Annotated in this window: 13 protein-coding genes; 9 read left to right on the forward strand and 4 right to left on the reverse strand. The window is 72.4% G+C overall.

The window, feature by feature from the left end:
- Positions 1 to 22: 22 nt before the first annotated feature.
- The 3 genes from J2S63_RS12070 to J2S63_RS12080 are packed head-to-tail and all read left to right on the forward strand — an operon-like array spanning position 23 to position 4,042.
- Positions 23 to 643: a PadR family transcriptional regulator gene (locus J2S63_RS12070; RefSeq protein ID WP_310302384.1), complete on the forward strand. Its 621-nt coding sequence runs from the start codon at positions 23 to 25 to the stop codon at positions 641 to 643.
- Positions 640 to 1,200 carry a DUF1707 SHOCT-like domain-containing protein gene (locus tag J2S63_RS12075; RefSeq protein ID WP_310302387.1) on the forward strand — a complete coding sequence of 187 codons (561 nt, stop codon included), beginning with the start codon at positions 640 to 642 and terminating at the stop codon, positions 1,198 to 1,200. Before J2S63_RS12070 ends, J2S63_RS12075 begins: the two co-directional genes overlap by 4 nt.
- 37 nt (positions 1,201 to 1,237) lie before the next feature.
- Positions 1,238 to 4,042, forward strand: coding sequence for an NAD(P)-binding domain-containing protein (locus tag J2S63_RS12080; RefSeq protein ID WP_310302390.1), 2,805 nt, complete (start codon positions 1,238 to 1,240; stop codon positions 4,040 to 4,042).
- On the opposite strand, the gene J2S63_RS12085 is transcribed toward J2S63_RS12080, so the two are convergent.
- Positions 4,036 to 4,614, reverse strand: a complete 579-nt coding sequence (locus J2S63_RS12085) for a hypothetical protein (protein ID WP_310302393.1) — start codon at positions 4,612 to 4,614, stop codon at positions 4,036 to 4,038. The two genes, J2S63_RS12080 and J2S63_RS12085, sit on opposite strands and share 7 nt — an antisense overlap.
- 23 nt (positions 4,615 to 4,637) lie before the next feature.
- Here J2S63_RS12085 and J2S63_RS12090 point away from each other — a divergent pair, with 23 nt between their 5' ends.
- The 5 genes from J2S63_RS12090 (at position 4,638) to J2S63_RS12110 (ending at position 11,108) form a co-directional block, all read left to right on the forward strand.
- Positions 4,638 to 6,509: an alpha/beta hydrolase family protein gene (locus J2S63_RS12090; RefSeq protein WP_310302398.1), complete on the forward strand. Its 1,872-nt coding sequence runs from the start codon at positions 4,638 to 4,640 to the stop codon at positions 6,507 to 6,509.
- 103 nt (positions 6,510 to 6,612) lie between these two features.
- Complete coding sequence (locus J2S63_RS12095; protein ID WP_310302401.1) at positions 6,613 to 8,277, forward strand: sulfatase family protein; 1,665 nt, start codon at positions 6,613 to 6,615, stop codon at positions 8,275 to 8,277.
- A 46-nt stretch (positions 8,278 to 8,323) separates the two neighbouring features.
- Positions 8,324 to 9,043: a (Fe-S)-binding protein gene (locus tag J2S63_RS12100; RefSeq protein ID WP_310306681.1), complete on the forward strand. Its 720-nt coding sequence runs from the start codon at positions 8,324 to 8,326 to the stop codon at positions 9,041 to 9,043.
- 17 nt (positions 9,044 to 9,060) lie between these two features.
- Positions 9,061 to 10,467 (forward strand): lactate utilization protein B, encoded by a 1,407-nt coding sequence (locus J2S63_RS12105; RefSeq protein ID WP_310306683.1) that lies wholly within the window; start codon positions 9,061 to 9,063, stop codon positions 10,465 to 10,467.
- The gene (locus J2S63_RS12110) at positions 10,464 to 11,108 is read left to right on the forward strand and encodes a LutC/YkgG family protein (protein WP_310302403.1); all 645 of its coding nucleotides are present in this window, start codon (positions 10,464 to 10,466) and stop codon (positions 11,106 to 11,108) included. The genes J2S63_RS12105 and J2S63_RS12110 overlap by 4 nt, the downstream gene beginning before the upstream one ends.
- 8 nt (positions 11,109 to 11,116) lie before the next feature.
- On the opposite strand, the gene J2S63_RS12115 is transcribed toward J2S63_RS12110, so the two are convergent.
- Positions 11,117 to 12,625 (reverse strand): HNH endonuclease signature motif containing protein, encoded by a 1,509-nt coding sequence (locus J2S63_RS12115; RefSeq protein ID WP_310302405.1) that lies wholly within the window; start codon positions 12,623 to 12,625, stop codon positions 11,117 to 11,119.
- A gap of 95 nt (positions 12,626 to 12,720) precedes the next feature.
- Here J2S63_RS12115 and J2S63_RS12120 point away from each other — a divergent pair, with 95 nt between their 5' ends.
- Entirely contained in the window at positions 12,721 to 15,195 is a 2,475-nt protein-coding gene (locus tag J2S63_RS12120; protein WP_310302408.1) for a GcvT family protein, read from the forward strand.
- 162 nt (positions 15,196 to 15,357) lie between these two features.
- Here J2S63_RS12120 and acs read toward each other — a convergent pair whose 3' ends face one another.
- Positions 15,358 to 17,340, reverse strand: a complete 1,983-nt coding sequence (gene acs, locus J2S63_RS12125) for an acetate--CoA ligase (protein ID WP_310302411.1) — start codon at positions 17,338 to 17,340, stop codon at positions 15,358 to 15,360.
- Positions 17,337 to 17,957 (reverse strand): acetate uptake transporter, encoded by a 621-nt coding sequence (locus J2S63_RS12130; RefSeq protein WP_310302414.1) that lies wholly within the window; start codon positions 17,955 to 17,957, stop codon positions 17,337 to 17,339. Before J2S63_RS12130 ends, acs begins: the two co-directional genes overlap by 4 nt.
- Positions 17,958 to 17,987 lie beyond the last annotated feature (30 nt).

The following is a 17,987-nucleotide window of genomic DNA, read 5'->3' on the forward strand; positions in this document are numbered from 1 at the left end:
ACGGTCGTGAGGGAGGTCGGCGATGCCGAACAAGCACTGGCAGGGAGGCCGCGGAGGCGGCTGGTCCGAGTGGTCCGACTGGGGCCACCAGCAGGCCTGGAGATCCTCAGGGCCCCCACCGTGGCTGACCGGGCTCTTCGGGCTCGCGCAGGCCGGGCAGTCCGCCAAGGGCGCGCCGAAGGTCCGCCGCGGTGACGTGCGCTCCGCGATCCTCGACGTGCTCTCGGGGGAGCCGATGAACGGCTACCAGGTGATCCAGCAGATCGCCGAGCGCAGCAACGGCCTCTGGAAGCCCAGCCCCGGCTCGGTCTACCCCACGATCCAGCAGCTCGAGGACGAGGGCCTGGTCGAGGGCACGAGCCCGGAGGGCCGCCGGCTCCTCCAGCTCACCGCCGCGGGGCGGGTCTACGTCGAGGAGCGCGCCGAGGAGCTCGCCGAGACCTGGCGCCCGTTCGACGAGGCGCAGCAGCCCACGTCCGGCGGGGAGGCGGGCGACCTCAAGCCGGTCATCGGGCAGGTGATGGGTGCGGTGTGGCAGGTGATCACCACCGGCACGCGCCAGCAGCAGGCCGAGGCCGCGGAGATCCTCTCCGAGACCCGTCGACGGCTCTACACGCTCCTGGCCGACGGGGAGCCGTCATGAGCTGCGGCCCCCACACCGGCCCCCACACCGGCCCCCACACCGGCCGCTACGACGACCGCTGGGCGCGCCGCGCGGAGGTCGAGCGGATCAAGCAGCAGCAGCGCGCGATGTGGACCGCGGCCCTCACCGGTGCGGTGTCCGGGGCGGTCAACGGAGCTCGCGGCGGTGGCCCCCAGGTGCGCATCGGCGACGCCGAGCGCGAGTCCGCGATCGCCGCCCTGGGTGAGCACTACGTCGCCGGTCGGCTCACCAAGGAGGAGCTCGACGAGCGCGCGGACGCGGCTTGGTCGGCCCGCACCTCCGGTGACCTGGCGCCCCTGTTCCGCGACCTGCCTGCGCTCGCCCCGCCGGCCCCGGTGCGCCCGCCCCGCCGGCCGGCGCAGCGCCGGTCGTGGTGGATGGGCGTGCGGCTGACGTGGGTCTTCCTGCTGCTCATGGTGCTGGCCGTCACCAGCCACCTGCCGTGGTTCGCCGTGCTCGTGTTCATGGGCTTGTGGTGGAGCGGGCTGTTCAGCGGGCTCCGGCGCTGGACGTCTCGGCAAGCTCGACGACCGTGACGGCACGGTAGCCCGCGGTCGGTCCTATCCTCTGGCCATGCCGGACGCGCCCTCCTCCCGCCGGGTGCTGTCCACCCGGCGGGTCGTCTTCATGGTCATCGCCGCGGCGGCCCCGATGGCCGCGGTCGCGGGCAACGCGCCCCTCGCGCTGGCCCGCGGCGACGGGATCACGCTCCCGGCGGCGTACCTCCTGGCCGGGCTCGTGCTGCTCTGCTTCGCCGCGGCGTACTCCTCGATGACGCGGCGCGTGGTCAACAACGGCGCGTTCTACGTCTACGTCGCCAAGGGGCTCGGCAAGCGCGCCGGCATCGCGTCGGGGTACGTCGGGGCGCTGGGCTACCTGGGCCAGACCCTCGGGCTCGCCGCGGCGTTCGGCTACTTCGTCTCGCTGGTGGCCGCCGAGTCCGGGATCGACCTGGCGTGGGGTTGGCCGGCCGCGGTGGGCACGGTGGTCGTCGCGGTGTTCGGCTACCGCAGCGCCGACGTGTCCGCGCGCTTCCTCGGCGTGCTGATGGTGCTGGAGTTCGCGGTGCTGCTCGTGCTCGACGTGCTGGTCGTGGGGGAGAAGGGCGGTGGCGCGTTCCCGGCCGGCTCGTTCAGCCCGGCCGAGGTGGCGGGCGGCTCGCTGGGCATCGCGCTGATGTTCGCCTTCACCAGCTTCATCGGCTTCGAGTCCGCGGCGCTCTACGGCGAGGAGACGAAGCACCCGGAGCGCAGCATCCCGGGCGCGCTCTACATCAGCGTCTCGGTGATCGCGGTGTTCTACGTGCTCACCTCGTGGATCATCATCGGCGGCGCCGGAGGGGAGGCCGCGCCCGGACGCGCGAAGGACGAGCTGGGCGACCTGGTCTTCAACCTCGCCGAGCAGTACGGCGGCACGGCGCTCCTCGACGCCGCCGCGGTCCTGCTGTGCACCAGCGTGCTGGCGTCGTGGATCGCGCTGCACAACGCGGCGTCGCGCTACCTCTTCGCGCTGGGCTTCGAGGGGGTCGCACCGGCCGCGTGGGGGCGCTACCACCCCGTGCACCAGAGCCCGCACGTCGGCAGCGGGGTCGTGACGCTGCTGACCGTCGGTGTGGTCGGCGCACTGGGTGTCGCGGGCGCGGATCCCTACGAGGTGATCGCCTCGGCGCTGGTGGGGCTCGGGACGCTCAGCCTCGTGCTCATGCAGGGGATCACGGCGTTCTCCGTGCTGGCGTTCTTCCGCACGCGGCACGACCGCCACTGGTTCGGAGGGCTGGCCGCCCCGGTCGTGGCGAGCCTCGGCCTGACCGCGGCGTTCGTCCTCGCGTGCCTGCACTACGCGACGCTCACCGGGGCCACGAACCCGGTGGTCAACGGCGTGCCGCTGGTGATCGTGCTCGCGGCGGTCGCCGGGTGGGTCGCCGCGGACCGGTTGCGACGCCGGAGCCCTCGCCGGTTCGCCGGCCTCGCGCACACCACGCACCGTCACCGACCGGACACCCGGACCACGAAGCCCAGCTACACGAGGCGTTACTGCGTCGTCGGCGCCGGCCCGGCGGGCATGGTGATGGCGCGCGCGCTCCTGCGCGAGGGTGTGCCGTTCGACTGGTTCGAGCGCCACGACGAGCTCGGTGGGATCTGGAACGCCGACGCCCCCGGGTCGCCGATGTACTCCTCGGCGCACTTCATCAGCTCGCGCTGGACCAGCGGGTTCTACGGCTACCCGATGCCCAGCCACCTGCCCGACTACCCGCGTTGGGACGAGGTGCGCGACTACCTGCACGCGTTCGCCCGCCGCTACGGCCTCGACCGGATGGTCACGCTCGGCACCGCGGTCGAGCGGGCCGAGCCCCTTCCCGACGACCGATGGAGGGTCACGCTGCGCGGCGCGGGAGGCACCACCCAGGTCCGGGAGTACGACGGCCTCGTCGCGTGCCCGGGGGTCACCTGGCACCCGAACCTCCCCGCCCTCGAGGGTCGGGACGAGTTCCGGGGGACCGTGCGCCACTCCAACACGTTCGGCGACGGGATCGAGCTGCGCGGCAAGAGGGTGCTCATCGTCGGTGCGGGCAACTCGGGCGTCGACATCGCCTGCGACGCGGCCCGGCACGCGGACGCGGCGTACCTCTCCGTGCGCCGGGGCTACCGCTTCGTGCCCAAGCACATCGCGGGCCTGCCGACCGATGCCCTGCTGACCGGCAGGATCGAGCCACCGAAGGGGATGGTGCTCTCCCGGGACGTCGACGAGATGCTCGACGCCCTGGTGGGCGACCTGACCCGCTTCGGCCTCCCCGCGCCCGACCACGAGGCGCTGAGCAGCCACCCGATCATGAACACCCAGGTGCTCCACCACCTCGCGCACGGCGACCTCGTCGCGAAGCCCGACGTCGAGCGGCTGACCCCGGGCGGCGCGGTGTTCGCCGACGGCAGCGAGGTCGAGCTCGACGAGGTGATCCTGGCGACGGGCTACACCTACGCCCTGCCCTTCCTCGACGAGTCGCTGCTGACCTGGGACCGCGGCCATCCCCAGCTGTGGCTGAACATCTGCGCCCGCGAGCACGACTCGCTCTACGTGCTGGGCTTCGTGGAGCTCGCCGACGCGGCCTACCAGCGCTTCGACGAGATGGCGCAGCTGGTCGTGATGGACATCCACGCCCGCGAGACCGGTCGGCACAAGGCCGAGCTGAGCGAGCTCAAGCGCACCGACCACCCCGACCTGCGCGGCGGGATCGACTACGTCGACAGCCCGCGGCACGCCAGCTACGTCGAGCGCACGACCTACATCGACCACCTGGCAGGGCTGCGCGAGCGCTTCGGCTGGTTCGACGTCGACGACGACACGTACGCCGACCTGGTCGTCGAGCCGGACGGTCAGTAGCGCTGCAAGCCGCGGATGTGGAAGCCGCCCCAGCCGCTGACGAAGTCCTGCGAAGCGTGCGGGTAGCGCTTGGTGGACTTGCGCACCCAGCCGTCGGACGTCCATCGGAAGGTGCTGATGCGGGCGTCGAACGTCCGGCAGTCGTCGTTGCGGTCGGCACGCTTGAGGCGCACGACACCGGGCGGCTCGTCCTGGCGGCGCCACCAGCCGTACTCGATCGCGTAGGCGCCGTCGATCGTCCACACCCCGCCACGAGGGCTCGGCGCGTGACGCTCGACGAGCTTGCCGCCCTGGTAGGCGAGGGCGGCGAAGAACTGCGTGTGGGCGCCGGCCATGACCCCGAGGAACAGCTCCTTGCCGGGGCGCCCGTCGACGTTCGCCGCGCCCTGCCACGGCGACCCGTACCAGCCGGCGGTCTTGCGCGTCGCCGTCACCACCCGGGAGCCGACCGACACCCGCACGGTCCACGACCCGTTCTGGGTGTCCCCGCGGCGGACGAGGCCCACCTTGTTGGGCGTGCCGTTGCCGTTGACGTCGACGTCCAGCCGACCCGCGGAGCCTACGACCATCACGCCCGGCGTCCTAGGGTCGGGGGATGCAGACCCTTCCCTTCGGCACCTGGCCCTCCCCGATCAGCCCGGAGGACCTCGCCACCGGCACGGTCGGCCTCGACGAGGTGCGGGTCGACGGTCCGTCGACGTACTGGCTGGAGCTGCGGCCCACCGAGGCGGGGCGCGTCGCGCTCGTGCGGCACGACGGCTCGACCGCCGCGGACGTGCTGGGCACGGAGTGGAACGTCCGCTCGCGCGTCCAGGAGTACGGCGGCGGGAGCTACGCCGTGCAGGACGGCACGGTCGTGTTCTCCCACTTCGACGACGGGCGGCTGCGGCGGCTGGACCGCGGCGCCGAGGAGCCGGTCGCGATCACGCCCGAGGGCCCCTGGAGGTACGGCGGCCTGGTGCTGCACGGCGACCGCGTCTACGCGGTGCGCGAGGACCACTCGCGCGAGCCCGAGCCCGCCAACGAGCTGGTGCGCCTCGACCTGCGCGGCGACAACGAGGGCGGGGGCACGGTGCTCCACACGGGCAACGACTTCGTCTCGCGGCCGGCGGTCTCCCCGGACGGCGCCGAGATCGCGTTCGTGACCTACGACCACCCCCACATGCCGTGGGACTCGACCCGGCTGCTCCGCGCGCGGCTGACCGCCGACGGGGTCGCCGACGTCGTCGTGGTCGCCGGCCGCGAGGGCGTCTCGGTGCTGCAGCCGCAGTTCGGGCCCGACGGGGCTCTGTGGTTCATCGGCGACGAGTCCGGCTGGTGGCTGCTGCACCGTGACACCGGCGACGGTCCGGTGGCGGTGCACGAGGAGCGGGCCGACCACGGCAGTCCTCAGTGGGTGCTGGGGATGCGCGACTTCGCCGTCCTCGACGCCGACCGCGCGCTGGTGCGGTGGTGGCGGCTCGACGGACAGGGCGTCGGCGTGCTCGACGCCCGGACCGGGGTGACCGAACCGCTCGCCCAGGCGGGGACCTTCAACGACCACCTCGTCGCCACCGACGGCGAGGTCGCGTTCGAGCGCGGCGACGGGCAGGGGCCGTCCGTGGTGCTGCGCGGCCCGGCGGCGGGCCCGCTGCGGGTGCTCAACCCCCGCGACGAGACGCCCGACCCGGCGCACGTCTCGCTGCCGCTGCCGTGGACCTGGCGCAACTCCGAGGGCGACGAGGTGCACGGCGTCCGCTTCGAGCCGCGCAACGCCGACGTGACGGGGCCCGAGGGCGACCTGCCCCCACTGGTCGTGATGGCGCACGGCGGCCCGACCGGTCGCGCGGAGATGCGCTACTCCGCGGCGACGCAGTTCTGGACCTCTCGCGGCTTCGCGGTCCTCCTGGTCAACTACTCCGGCAGCACGGGCTTCGGTCGCGCCTACCGCGACCGCCTCCTCGGTCGCTGGGGCACCGTCGACATCGACGACATCGTCACGGGTGCCCGCTCGGTGGCCGAGGCGGGGCACGCCGACGGTTCGCGGCTGGTGATCCGAGGCGGGAGCGCCGGTGGCTACGCCGTGCTGCGCGCGATGACCACCAGCGACGCGTTCGCCGCCGGCACGAGCCTCTTCGGCGTCGCTGACCTCGGGGCGCTGGCCGAGCACACGCACAAGTTCGAGTCGCGCTACCTCGACCGTCTCGTCGCCCCGTGGCCCGAGGGGCGGGCGACCTACGACGAGCGCTCCCCGATCAACCACATCGCCGACCTCCACGGGGAGCTGCTGCTCCTGCAGGGACGCGACGACCTCGTCGTACCCCTTGCGCAGGCGGAGGAGCTGGCGGCCGCCCTGCGCGAGGCCGGTCGCGACGTCGAGCTCCAGGTGTACGACGGCGAGGGGCACGGCTTCCGCCGCAAGGAGACGATCATCGACGCCCTCGAGCGCGAGCTGGCGTTCTACGTCCGCGTGCTCGGCCTCGCCTGACCGCCGGTCGAGGACGGGCCGGTCGTACCCCTGCCCGGGTACGACCGACTCTGCCGGTGACGCGTCCGGACCCCTACGGTGGGTGCCGACCGAAGGGGGTGACATGGTGGGCCGGTGGCGGGGGGCGCTCGTGGTGCTGCTGGCGGCCGCGGTCGCGGGCATCCCGTCCTCACCCAGCACCGGACGGACGGCACCGGGGACGACGTCCCTCGGGCAGGCCCAGCAGGTCCAGCAGGTCGAGCCCCGCGTCGTGCTGCGGCCGCGGCCCAACGTCGTGTTCATCATGACCGACGACATGCGGGACGACGACCTGCGCTTCATGCCGTGGACCCGCCGGATGATCGGCGACAAGGGCGTGCGGTTCCGCAACTCGTTCTCGCCCTACCCGCTGTGCTGCCCGGCCCGTGCCTCGGTGCTCACCGGGCGCTACGCCCACAACCACCGCGTGATGAGCGTGCTGCTGCCCTACGCCTTCCCGTCGTTCGACGACCGGTCGACGTTCGCCACCTGGCTGCACGACTCCGGCTACACCACGACCTACGTCGGGAAGTACCTCAACGGCTTCGGCAAGTGGCCGGCGCCGCGGTCGTCGGGAGGGACCTCGCTGTCCTACGTGCCGCCCGGGTGGACCGACTGGAGGGCGTCGTTCGACCAGGGCTTCGCTCCGTTCAGCCCCTACGCCGGGGACACCTACGACTTCTTCGACACCACCCTGAGCCGCAACGGCCACGGCTTCACCCCCTACGAGGGTCGCTACCAGACGCGGGTCTACGGCCGCCTCAGCGAGCGGATCATCGCCCGGAGGGCGGCGTCCGAGCGGCCGTTCCTCTTCTACCTCTCCTTCGCCGCGCCGCACCACGGCTGGCCGGTCGAGCCCGACGACCCGGGCCCCGTCGTGCGCGACGACGGTGAGGTGACGACGTTCCCCACGACCGCGCGGCCGAACGACGTCAAGGGGGCCTTCGACCGCAGGATCCGCCAGGCGCCCGGGGTGTCGTGGGTGGACCCCGACTTCCGCGACAAGCCCGGCTACCTCCAGAAGCCTGCGCTCAACGCGGCCGAGAAGGCAGCGCTGCTGGAGGTGACGCGCCAGCGGGCCGAGGCCCTGTCGGTCGTCGACGAGCAGGTGCGGCGGACCGTTCGTGCCCTCCGGCGCAGTGGCGAGCTCGGCCGCACGCTGGTGGTGTTCACCTCCGACAACGGCTACTTCCTCGGTGAGCAGCGGATGCGCGAGGGCAAGATCTGGCCGCACGAGCCGTCGCTGCGGGTGCCGCTGCTGATGCGGGGGCCGGGCATCCCCGCGGGCCAGGTCAGGAACGACCCGTTCAGCTCCATCGACTTCGCCCCGACCATCGCCGAGCTCGCCGGCGTGACCCCGCGGACCCAGGTCGACGGGGTGTCGCTGCTCGGGGTGGCGCGGCACGGCGACCGCGGCTGGACCCGCGGCGTGCTGACCGAGACCGGACCGCAGCACCCGGAGATCGAGCGGCGGACCGACTGGGCCGGCCGGGCCGTGCTGCCGGGAGGCGACCGCGACGTCCGGTTCGCCATCGGCCTGCGCACGCCGCGCTACCTCTACGTCGACCTGGCCTCCGGGGCCCACGAGCTCTACGACCTACGCCGCGACCCACGCGAGTACGTCAACCTCGCGCGCCGGCCGTCGTACGCCGGACGTCTGCGCCTGCTGGCCGACGTCCTCGCGCGACTGCGCGACTGCCAGGGCGAGGAGTGCAGCCGTCCGCTCCCACCGGACCTCGCGGGACGGTGACGACGGCCCGGGCGCAGTGCAGGATGGCGGCGTGAAGGTCGCCCTGATGGTCACGTGCATCAACGACGCGCTGGTGCCGCAGACCGGCCGAGCCGTGGTGACGCTGCTGCGGCGACTGGGCGTGGACGTCGACTTCCCCGAGGGACAGACCTGCTGCGGCCAGCCGATGGTCAACACCGGCTACCTCGACGAGGCGGTGCCGGTGGTGCGCACCTTCGTCCGCGCCTTCGAGGGGTACGACGCCGTGGTCACGCCGAGCGGCTCGTGCGCCGGGTGTGCGCGGCACCAGCACGCGATCGTGGCCCGTCGCTCGGACGACCCTGCCTTCGTCGCAGCCGTCGAGGAGACCGCGCCCAAGGTCTTCGAGCTGAGCGAGTTCCTTGTCGACGTGCTGGGGGTGGAGGACGTGGGTGCGTCGTTCCCGCACCGCGTGACCTACCACCCGACCTGCCACTCGCTGCGGATGCTCGGCGTCGGGGACCGCCCGCTGCGGCTGCTGCGCGCGGTGCGCGGCATCGACCTGGTCGAGCTGCCCGGAGCCGAGCAGTGCTGCGGCTTCGGCGGCACCTTCGCGGTGAAGAACGCCGACACCTCGGTGGCCATGGGCGCGGACAAGGCCCGCCACGTGCGGTCCACGGGGGCCGAGGTGCTGGTCGCCGGCGACAGCTCGTGCCTGATGCACGTGGGCGGACTGCTCTCGCGCGAGCGGGCCGGCGTACGCGTGATGCACCTCGCCGAGGTGCTGGCCGCGCAGGAGGGGACGTGACCGGGACGTTCCTCGGCATGCCGCCTTTCCCCGAAGCGGCGCGCATCGCGCTGGCGAACACCCAGCTGCGCACCAACCTGGCGCACGCCACGGCGACGATCCGGGACAAGCGCGCGCGGGTGGTCGCCGAGGTCGACGACTGGGAGGAGCTGCGCACCGCGGGCGCGGCGACCAAGGACCGCGTGCTGCTCGACCTCGACACCCACCTGGTGCGTCTGGAGGAGTCGCTGATCCGCGCGGGAGCGACCGTGCACTGGGCGCGCGACGCCGAGGAGGCCTGCCGGATCGTCGCCGACGTGGCGAAGGCGCACCACGTCGACGAGGTCGTGAAGGTCAAGTCCATGGCCACGCAGGAGATCGGGCTCAACGAGGCCCTCGCCCAGGAGGGGATCTCGGCGTGGGAGACCGACCTCGCCGAGCTCATCGTGCAGCTCGGCGACGACCTGCCCAGCCACATCCTCGTGCCGGCGATCCACCGCAACCGGGCGGAGATCCGCGAGATCTTCCTTGCCGGCATGGCGAGAGCCGGTCGCCCGGCGCCGGAAGGTCTCGACGACGAGCCCGCGCACCTGGCCGAGGCAGCGCGGCTGCACCTGCGCGAGAAGTTCCTGCGCGCCGAGGTCGCCGTCTCCGGCGCCAACTTCGCGGTCGCGGAGACCGGCACGCTCGTCGTGGTCGAGTCCGAGGGCAACGGCCGGATGTGCCTGACGCTGCCCCAGGTGCTGGTCTCCGTGGTGGGCATCGAGAAGGTCGTGCCGACCTGGGCCGACCTCGACGTCTTCCTCCAGCTGCTGCCGAGGTCGTCCACCGGTGAGCGGATGAATCCCTTCACCTCGACGTGGACCGGCGTGACGCCCGGCGACGGCCCGCAGGAGGTGCACGTCGTCCTGCTCGACAACGGCCGCACCCGCGCGCTCGCCGACGAGGTCGGCCGCCAGGCGCTGCGGTGCATCCGCTGCTCGGCCTGCCTCAACGTGTGCCCGGTCTACGAGCGCACCGGCGGCCACGCCTACGGCTCGGTCTACCCCGGCCCGATCGGCGCGATCCTCAACCCGCTGCTGCGCGGCGTCGGTGTCGACGACCAGGTCGACTCGCTGCCCTACGCCTCCTCGCTCTGCGGGGCCTGCTACGACGTCTGCCCGGTCAAGATCGACATCCCCTCGGTGCTGGTCGACCTGCGGGCGCAGGTCGTCGATGCCCATCGCGGCGGCGTGCCGAGGCCCGAGGCGGTCGCGATGAAGGCCGCCGCCGCGACCTTCCGGCGGCCCGGGCTCCTGCGAGCGGCCGAGCGGCTCACGCGGCCCGGCCTGGCCGTCGTACGCCGCGTGGGGGCGTCGGCCTGGACCGGCGCCCGCGACCTGCCCCCCGCGCCGAAGGAGTCGTTCCGCGCCTGGTGGAAGCGCACCGACGGAGGCCGGTCGTGAACGCCCGCGAGGAGATCCTCGGCCGCGTCCGCGCGGCGCTCGAAGGAGCCCCGCCACCCCCGGTGGTCGAGCCACGATCGGTGGTCGAGCCACGAGCGGTGGTCGAGCAGGGAGCGCAGCGACCGATCAGTCGAGACCACTCCGCCACGGACCTCGTCGACCTCTTCGCCGAACGGGTCGCCGACTACACGGCGACCGTCCACCGCTGCACCGCCGACGAGGTGGAGGCGGTGCTGACCGAGCTGCTCGGCGACCGCACCACGGTCGTGCCCCCCGGCTTCGACCGGGCCGTCCCTCACCCCGTGGAGGACACGGGGCTCACACCCACCGAGCTCGACGGGATCGACGCGGTCGTCACCATGGCCACGCTCGGCATCGCCGAGACCGGCACGATCGTGCTCACCCACGGTCCGGGTCAGGGGCGTCGTGCGCTCAGCCTTGTGCCGGACCTGCACGTCTGCGTGGTCCGCGAGGACCAGGTCGTGCCGGGCGTGCCGGACGCCGTCACGGCTCTCGACCCCACCCGCCCGCAGACCTGGATCAGCGGCCCGTCGGCGACCAGCGACATCGAGCTCGACCGGGTCGAGGGCGTGCACGGGCCGCGCACGCTGCGGGTCGTCCTGGTCGCGGGCGACGCCTGACCGCACCGTCAGGCGGCCCACGAGGGGACGTGCGGCACCCAGGTCCGGCGACGCCGACTCGGCCAGCGGTGCTCGAAGGTGATCGAGCCGTCGGGATGGACGCGATGCTCGTAGAGCGGGTCGTGGATGCGGCGATGGTGATGACCGCACAGCGGGACCGCGTTGTCCAGGTCGGTGGGTCCGAGGCAGGACCACTCGAGCAGGTGGTGGAGGTCGCACCAGGCGAACGGCCTCTCGCAGTCCTGCGCGGCACACGTGTCGTGCTGGGCGGACAGGACGATCGCCTGATGTCGGGAGAACAGCCGTTTGTCGCGGCCGAGGTCGATCGGGACCGAGTCGCCGGAGAGGACGAGCGGCAGGATGCCGGCGTTGCAGGCCAGCCGGCGCGCCTCGCTCGCGGAGAGGTCGCCCCCGGTGGCGAGCGGCGCGCTGCCGAGGCCGGCCCGCAGCTTGCCCTCGTCGATGTGGACCACGATCGCGGCGTCGACGGCCCCGCCACGGCCGAACCCGTCGGTCGGGAGGTGCTCGATGATCTCGCAGAGCGCTCGACCGAGCCGCTCCCCGTGCGTGAGGGTGGCGCCGTCGGTCGGCTCGACGGTGATCGAGCCGTGACCCTCCTCGCCGGCGGCGACGCGCTGGGCGGCGCGGCGGGGAGCGGTCAGGTGCTCGAGGCGGTTGCGGAGCGCCTGCCCGGCCAGCGGCGGGAGGACGAACTGGCCCGCCCAGCAACCGTCGTCGCGCTCGTGGAGGAAGAGGTAGGTCTCGCGCAGCGCGGCGTCCTCCGCGTCGCGGACCTGCTCGTCCTCGACGACCAGGGCGAGGTCGACCTCGGTGAGCTCACCGGTGACCGGGTCGACCTCGGGCAGACGGACCTCCACGCGCTTGCGCAGCGGCGCCAGCACACGACGTGCGGCTGCGGTCAGTCGCTTGGGGGACATCATGAGGGCCTTGTCGACGAGGACGCGCTCGCACGCGGCGAGCTCCTCGGGCGAGACGGTCGGCACCGCGTCGGCGACCTGCTCCTCGGTGAGCCCCCGGTCGCGTGCGTCCCTGCGCAGCCGCTCGACGATGCCCCCGACCTTCTCGCAGGCGCGGACGATGATGCGCGCGTGGTCGTCGGTGATGCGGCCCTCCGCGAGGGCTGCGCGGACGTGCGCGTAGGTGCTCTCCAGGTGCTGGGCGACGCCGAGCGAGCCCCAGCTCCGCTCGCGGTTGCGTCCGGCCGCGCGCGAGGCCCAGGTCTCGGTGTGGGTGGCGGCGGTCGTCGCCTTGGCGTCCGAGGCCTCCGCGGCCGCGAGGACGTGCAGGCCGAGACCGGCCATGCGCGCCTCGAGGGAGGCCTGCAGCCGGATCGCCTCGGCGAGCTCGTCGGAGTCGAGGCCGGCCATCGAGGCCCAGCCGACGACCTGGCCACGGTCGTCCCGGAGGAGTCCCCGGTCAAGGGCAGCATGAGCGTCGCGCAGCCCCTCGAGCACGGCGACGCCGCTCGGCGCCGTCATCGGGGTGAGGGTCTGCATGCGATCAGTATAGCTGCGAGGCGGACGATATACAAACGCACATTCGAATATGAACCCGTGCGGTTCGGCGTCGACGAGCGCCCTAGCCTGGCCCGGTGACTCCTCCTGCGCTCCCCAGCCGCGCCCGCGTCGTCGTGATCGGTGGCGGGGTGATCGGCTGCTCGATCGCCTACCACCTCGCCCACGCGGGCTGGACCGACGTGCTCGTCCTGGAGCGCGACCGGCTGACCTCCGGCACGACCTGGCACGCCGCCGGGCTGATGACCTGCTTCGGCTCGACGTCGGAGACGAGCACCGGGATCCGCCTCCACTCCCGCGACCTCTACGCCCGGCTCGAGGCCGAGACCGGCCAGTCGACGGGGTTCAAGCCGGTCGGGCTGATCGAGGCCGCGGCCGACACCGACCGGCTGGAGGAGTACCGCCGGGTCGCCGCCTTCCAGCGCCACCTCGGCCTCGAGGTCGAGGAGATCTCCCCGCGCGAGATGTCGGAGCTCTTCCCGTGGGCGAGGACCGACGACCTGCTCGCCGGCTTCCACGTCCCCGGCGACGGGCGGGTCAACCCGGTGGACGTGACCACCGCGCTGGCCAAGGGTGCGCGGCAGCTCGGCGTGCGGGTGGTCGAGGGCGTGCGGGTCGAGGAGGTGCTGGTCTCGACAAGCTCGACCACCGAGAGAGTGACCGGCGTACGCACGTCCACCGGCGAGACGGTCGAGGCGGAGTACGTCGTCAACTGCGCCGGCATGTGGGCACGCGAGCTCGGCGCGCAGAACGGCCTGGTGATCCCCAACCAGGCCGCGGAGCACTACTACCTGATCACCGACACGATCGACGGGATGGACCCGGACGCACCGATCTTCGAGGACCCCGCGTCCTACGGCTACTACCGCGAGGAGGGCGGCGGCATGATGGTCGGGCTCTTCGAGCCCCGGGCCTCGCCGTGGAAGGTCGAGGGCATCCCTCGGGACTTCTCGTTCGGCACGCTCCCGCCCGACTGGGACCGCATGGCGCCGTTCCTGGAGAAGGCCATGGCGCGCGTGCCGGTCACGCTCGAGGTCGGCGTGCGCACGTTCTTCTGCGGTCCGGAGTCGTTCACGCCGGACCTCTCGCCCGCGGTCGGCGAGGCGCCGGGGATCCGCGGCTACTTCGTCGCCGCCGGGATGAACTCCGTGGGCATCCTGTCGGCCGGCGGGCTCGGCCGCGTCCTCGCGCACTGGATCGTCGAGGGCCGCCCCGACGTCGACGTCACCGGCTTCGACGTGGCTCGCTTCCGGCCCTGGCAGGCCGACGACGCCTACCGGGCCGCGCGCACGACCGAGATCCTCGGCACGGTGTACGCCGCGCACACACCCGGCAAGCAGCTCACCTCCGCACGCGACCAGCTGCTCTCACCCGTGCACGACCGGCTCGTCGAGCAGGGCGGACTCATGCGCGAGGTCTCCGGGTGGGAGGGGGCCGACTGGTTCGCCGGTCCCGGCGAGCACCCGGATCCCCAGCCCACGTGGGGACGCGCGCCGTGGTTCGAGCAGTGGGAGGCGGAGCACCGCGCGGTCCGCGAGGCTGTGGGCCTGATGGACATGAGCTTCATGGCCAAGCTCCGCGTGCGGGGCGAGGGTGCCGGCCGTGTGCTCGACCACCTGTCTGCGGGCCCCGTCGACGGGCCGACCGAGACGATCACCTACACCCAGTGGCTCAACGAGGGCGGTCGCATCGAGGCCGACCTCACCGTCACCAAGCTCGCCGACGACGACTTCCTCGTCGTCGCCTCCGACACCGCCCACGGCCACGTGCTCGCGTGGCTCGGTCGCCACCTGACCGACGGGGTCACGGTCACCGACGTGACCACCGACTACGGCCAGCTCAACGTCCAGGGCCCTCGCTCCCGCGAGGTCCTCGCGACCCTCACCGACGCCGACCTGTCGACCGAGTCGTTCCCGTTCCGCACGGCCCGCTGGGTCACCCTCGCCCACGTCGAGGTGCTGCTCGTGCGCATCACCTACCTCGGCGAGCTCGGCTACGAGCTCTACGTCCCCGCCGGCCACGCCGTCGGGGTGTACGACGCCGTCGCGGCGGCGGGCGCGGCGTACGGCCTGCGGCCGGTGGGCCTCAAGGCCCTTGCCTCGTTGAGGATGGAGAAGGCCTACCGCGACTTCGGCCACGACATCGACAACACCGACTGCCCGCTCGAGGTCGGTCTCGGGTTCGCCCTCGACCTGGACAAGCCGTTCCTCGGCCGCGACGCGGTGCTCGCGCGCAAGTCAGCCGATGGGGAGCGGGGCGGCATGAGGCAACGGCTGGTCCAGCTGCGCCTCACCGACCCTGAGCCCCTGCTGTTCCACGCCGAGGTCGTGCACCGCGACGGTGAGGCGGTCGGCTACGTCCGCGCGGCGTCGTACGGCTGGACGCTCGGCGGGGCGGTCGGTCTCGCGTTCGTCTCCCACGGCGACGAGCCGGTCACGCCGGAGTGGCTGCGCACCGGCACGTGGGAGGTCGACGTCGCCGGCACCTGTCACCCGGCCGAGGTGTCGCTGCGGCCGATGTACGACCCGGCCGGCGAGCGGATCAAGGTCTGAGACTGTCGAGCAACCCCACCGCGCGCCCTTGACGAAGGAACGCGCACTCGCACTGATCACCCGACTGGCCAAGACTCACGGCGTCGCGCTCGGAGTGGTCGCCCTCGCGATCAACGCCGCCAGCCGTCGCCGTGCCGACGAGGTCTGACAGGCCCGGCCCGCTCAGTCCTCGTCGGCCTTCCCGGAGCTGATGCCCTCGCTGATCTGGTCCATCACCCCGGAGTCGGCGAGCGTGGTCACGTCACCGACGTCGCGGTTCTCGGCGACGTCCTTGAGCAGCCGGCGCATGATCTTGCCCGACCGCGTCTTCGGCAGCTCGGGGACGACCAGGATCGACTTCGGCTTGGCGATCGCCCCGATCTCCTTGGCGACGTGGTCGCGCAGCTCCTTGATCAGGTCGTCAGGCGCCTCCTCGCCGCCCTCGAGCGCCGACTCGCGCAGGATCACGAACGCGTTGACCGCCTGGCCGGTCTGCTCGTCCTTGGCGCCCACGACGGCGGCCTCGGCCACCCTCGGGTGGGACACCAGGGCGGACTCGATCTCGGTCGTCGAGAGCCGGTGCCCGGAGACGTTCATGACGTCGTCCACGCGGCCGAGGAGCCAGATGTCCCCGTCGTCGTCGAGCTTGGCACCGTCCCCCGCGAAGTAGTAGCCCTGCTTCTCGAACCGCTGCCAGTAGGTCTCCTTGAAGCGCTCGTCGTCGCCCCACAACGTCCGCAGCATCGCCGGCCACGGCTCGGTGAGCACGAGGTAGCCGCCCCGGCCGTTGCCGACGGGCTCGCCCTCGTCGTCGACCACCTCGGCGGAGATCCCGGGCAGTGCCTTCATCGCCGAGCCGGGCTTGCCCGCCGTGACCCCGGGGAGCGGACTGATCATGAGCTGGCCGGTCTCGGTCTGCCACCAGGTGTCCATGACCGGACACCTGTTGCCGCCGATGTTCTCGCGGTACCAGATGTAGGCCTCGGGGTTGATCGGCTCCCCGACCGAGCCGAGGAGGCGCAGCGAGGAGAGGTCGGCCCTCGCGGGGATCTCCTTGCCCCACTTCATGAAGGTGCGGATCGCAGTCGGGGCGCAGTAGAGGATCGTCACGCCGTACTTCTCGATGATCTCCCACCACCTGCCCTTGTGGGGCGTGTCCGGGGTGCCCTCGTACATCACCGAGGTCGCGCCGTTCGCCAGCGGGCCGTAGACGATGTAGCTGTGCCCGGTGACCCAGCCGATGTCGGCCGCGGTCCAGAAGATGTCGGTCTCGGGCTTGAGGTCGAACACCGCCCAGTGCGTGTAGGACGTGCCGACCAGGTAGCCACCGGTCGTGTGCAGGATGCCCTTGGGCTTGCCGGTCGTGCCCGAGGTGTACATCACGTAGAGCGGGTGCTCGCTCTCGAACGCCTCCGCGGTGTGCTCGGTGCTCGCGCCCTCGACGACGTCGTGCCACCACACGTCGCGGCCGTCGGTCCACTCGACGTCCTGCCCGGTCCGGCGCACGACGAGCACGCTGCGGACGTCAGGGCACTGGCTCACCGCCTCGTCGACGGCCGGCTTCAGCGCGGCCGGCGCTCCGCGACGGTAGCCGCCGTCGGCGGTGATCACCACGCGCGCGTCACAGTCCTGGATGCGGTCACGAAGCGCCGAGGACGAGAAGCCGCCGAACACGACCGTGTGCGGCGCACCGATGCGTGCGCAGGCGAGCATCGCGACCACCGTCTCGGGGATCATCGGCATGTAGATCGCGACCCGGTCGCCCTTCTCGACGCCCAGGTCCACCAGGGCGTTGGCCGCCTGGCAGACCGAGTCCTTCAGCTCGCCGTAGGTGATGTCTCGGGTGTCGTCGTCCGGCTCACCGACCCAGTGGAAGGCCACCTTGTCGCCCTTGCCGTCCGCGACGTGGCGGTCCACGCAGTTGTGGGCGACGTTGAGCTTGCCTCCCACGAACCACTTCGCGAAGGGCGCGTCGTCCCAGTCGAGCACCGTGTCCCACCGCGTGTCCCAGGAGAGTCGCTCCGCGGCCTTCTCCCAGAAGGCGATGCGGTCCCGGTCGGCCTCGTCGTAGGCCTCGGCCGTGACGTTCGCGTGGTCGGCGAGGTCCTGAGGGGGCTCGAAACGGCGCTCCTCGTGGGACAGGTTGGCCAGCGTCTCGTCGCTCATGACGAGCGGGCTCCCACCGGGAGCAGCTGGCGCTGGTGGGTGAACGCGGTGACTCCCGCGAAGGAGGCGTACCAGGCCGCCAGTGCGGTCAGCAGGCCGAGGTAGCCACCCACCTTGTGGATGCCGTCGGAGGTGGCGAACTCGCCCCAGGCAAGGACCAGGAAGGTGAGCGTCAGCAGGACGAAGACCGCCAACACCGCTCCGCTGACGCGCGTGGCAGCCACGGTCATGTAGGCGGTGAAGATGCCCCAGACGAGCAGGTAGAGGCCGATCCCCTTGGCGGCGTCGGCCGGGGGGATCTTGTCGACGCCGGAGTGACCGGTCAGCCACCAGAACGACACCCAGAAGGCGCCGTACGACGAGAACGCGGTCGCACCGAAGGTGTTGCCCTTGGCGAACTCCCACATGCCGGCAGCGAACTGGGCGATGCCGCCGTAGGCCAGCGCGAGCCCGAAGACGACGGGTTCGACGGAGGCCGGCACCAAGCCGGCGTTGACGGCACTGAGCACGGCCGTGGTCAGCGCGAACGCTGCCAGTCCCAGCGGCGCTGGGTCGGCGATGTGGGACCCGGGCAACGAGGCCCGGGGCAGCGGTTCCTGTGTGTGGTGCTCGGACATGATGTGCTCCCCTCGAGTGGAGACGTGAAC

Source organism: Nocardioides marmoribigeumensis (genome assembly GCF_031458325.1).
Lineage (GTDB): Bacteria > Actinomycetota > Actinomycetes > Propionibacteriales > Nocardioidaceae > Marmoricola_A > Marmoricola_A marmoribigeumensis.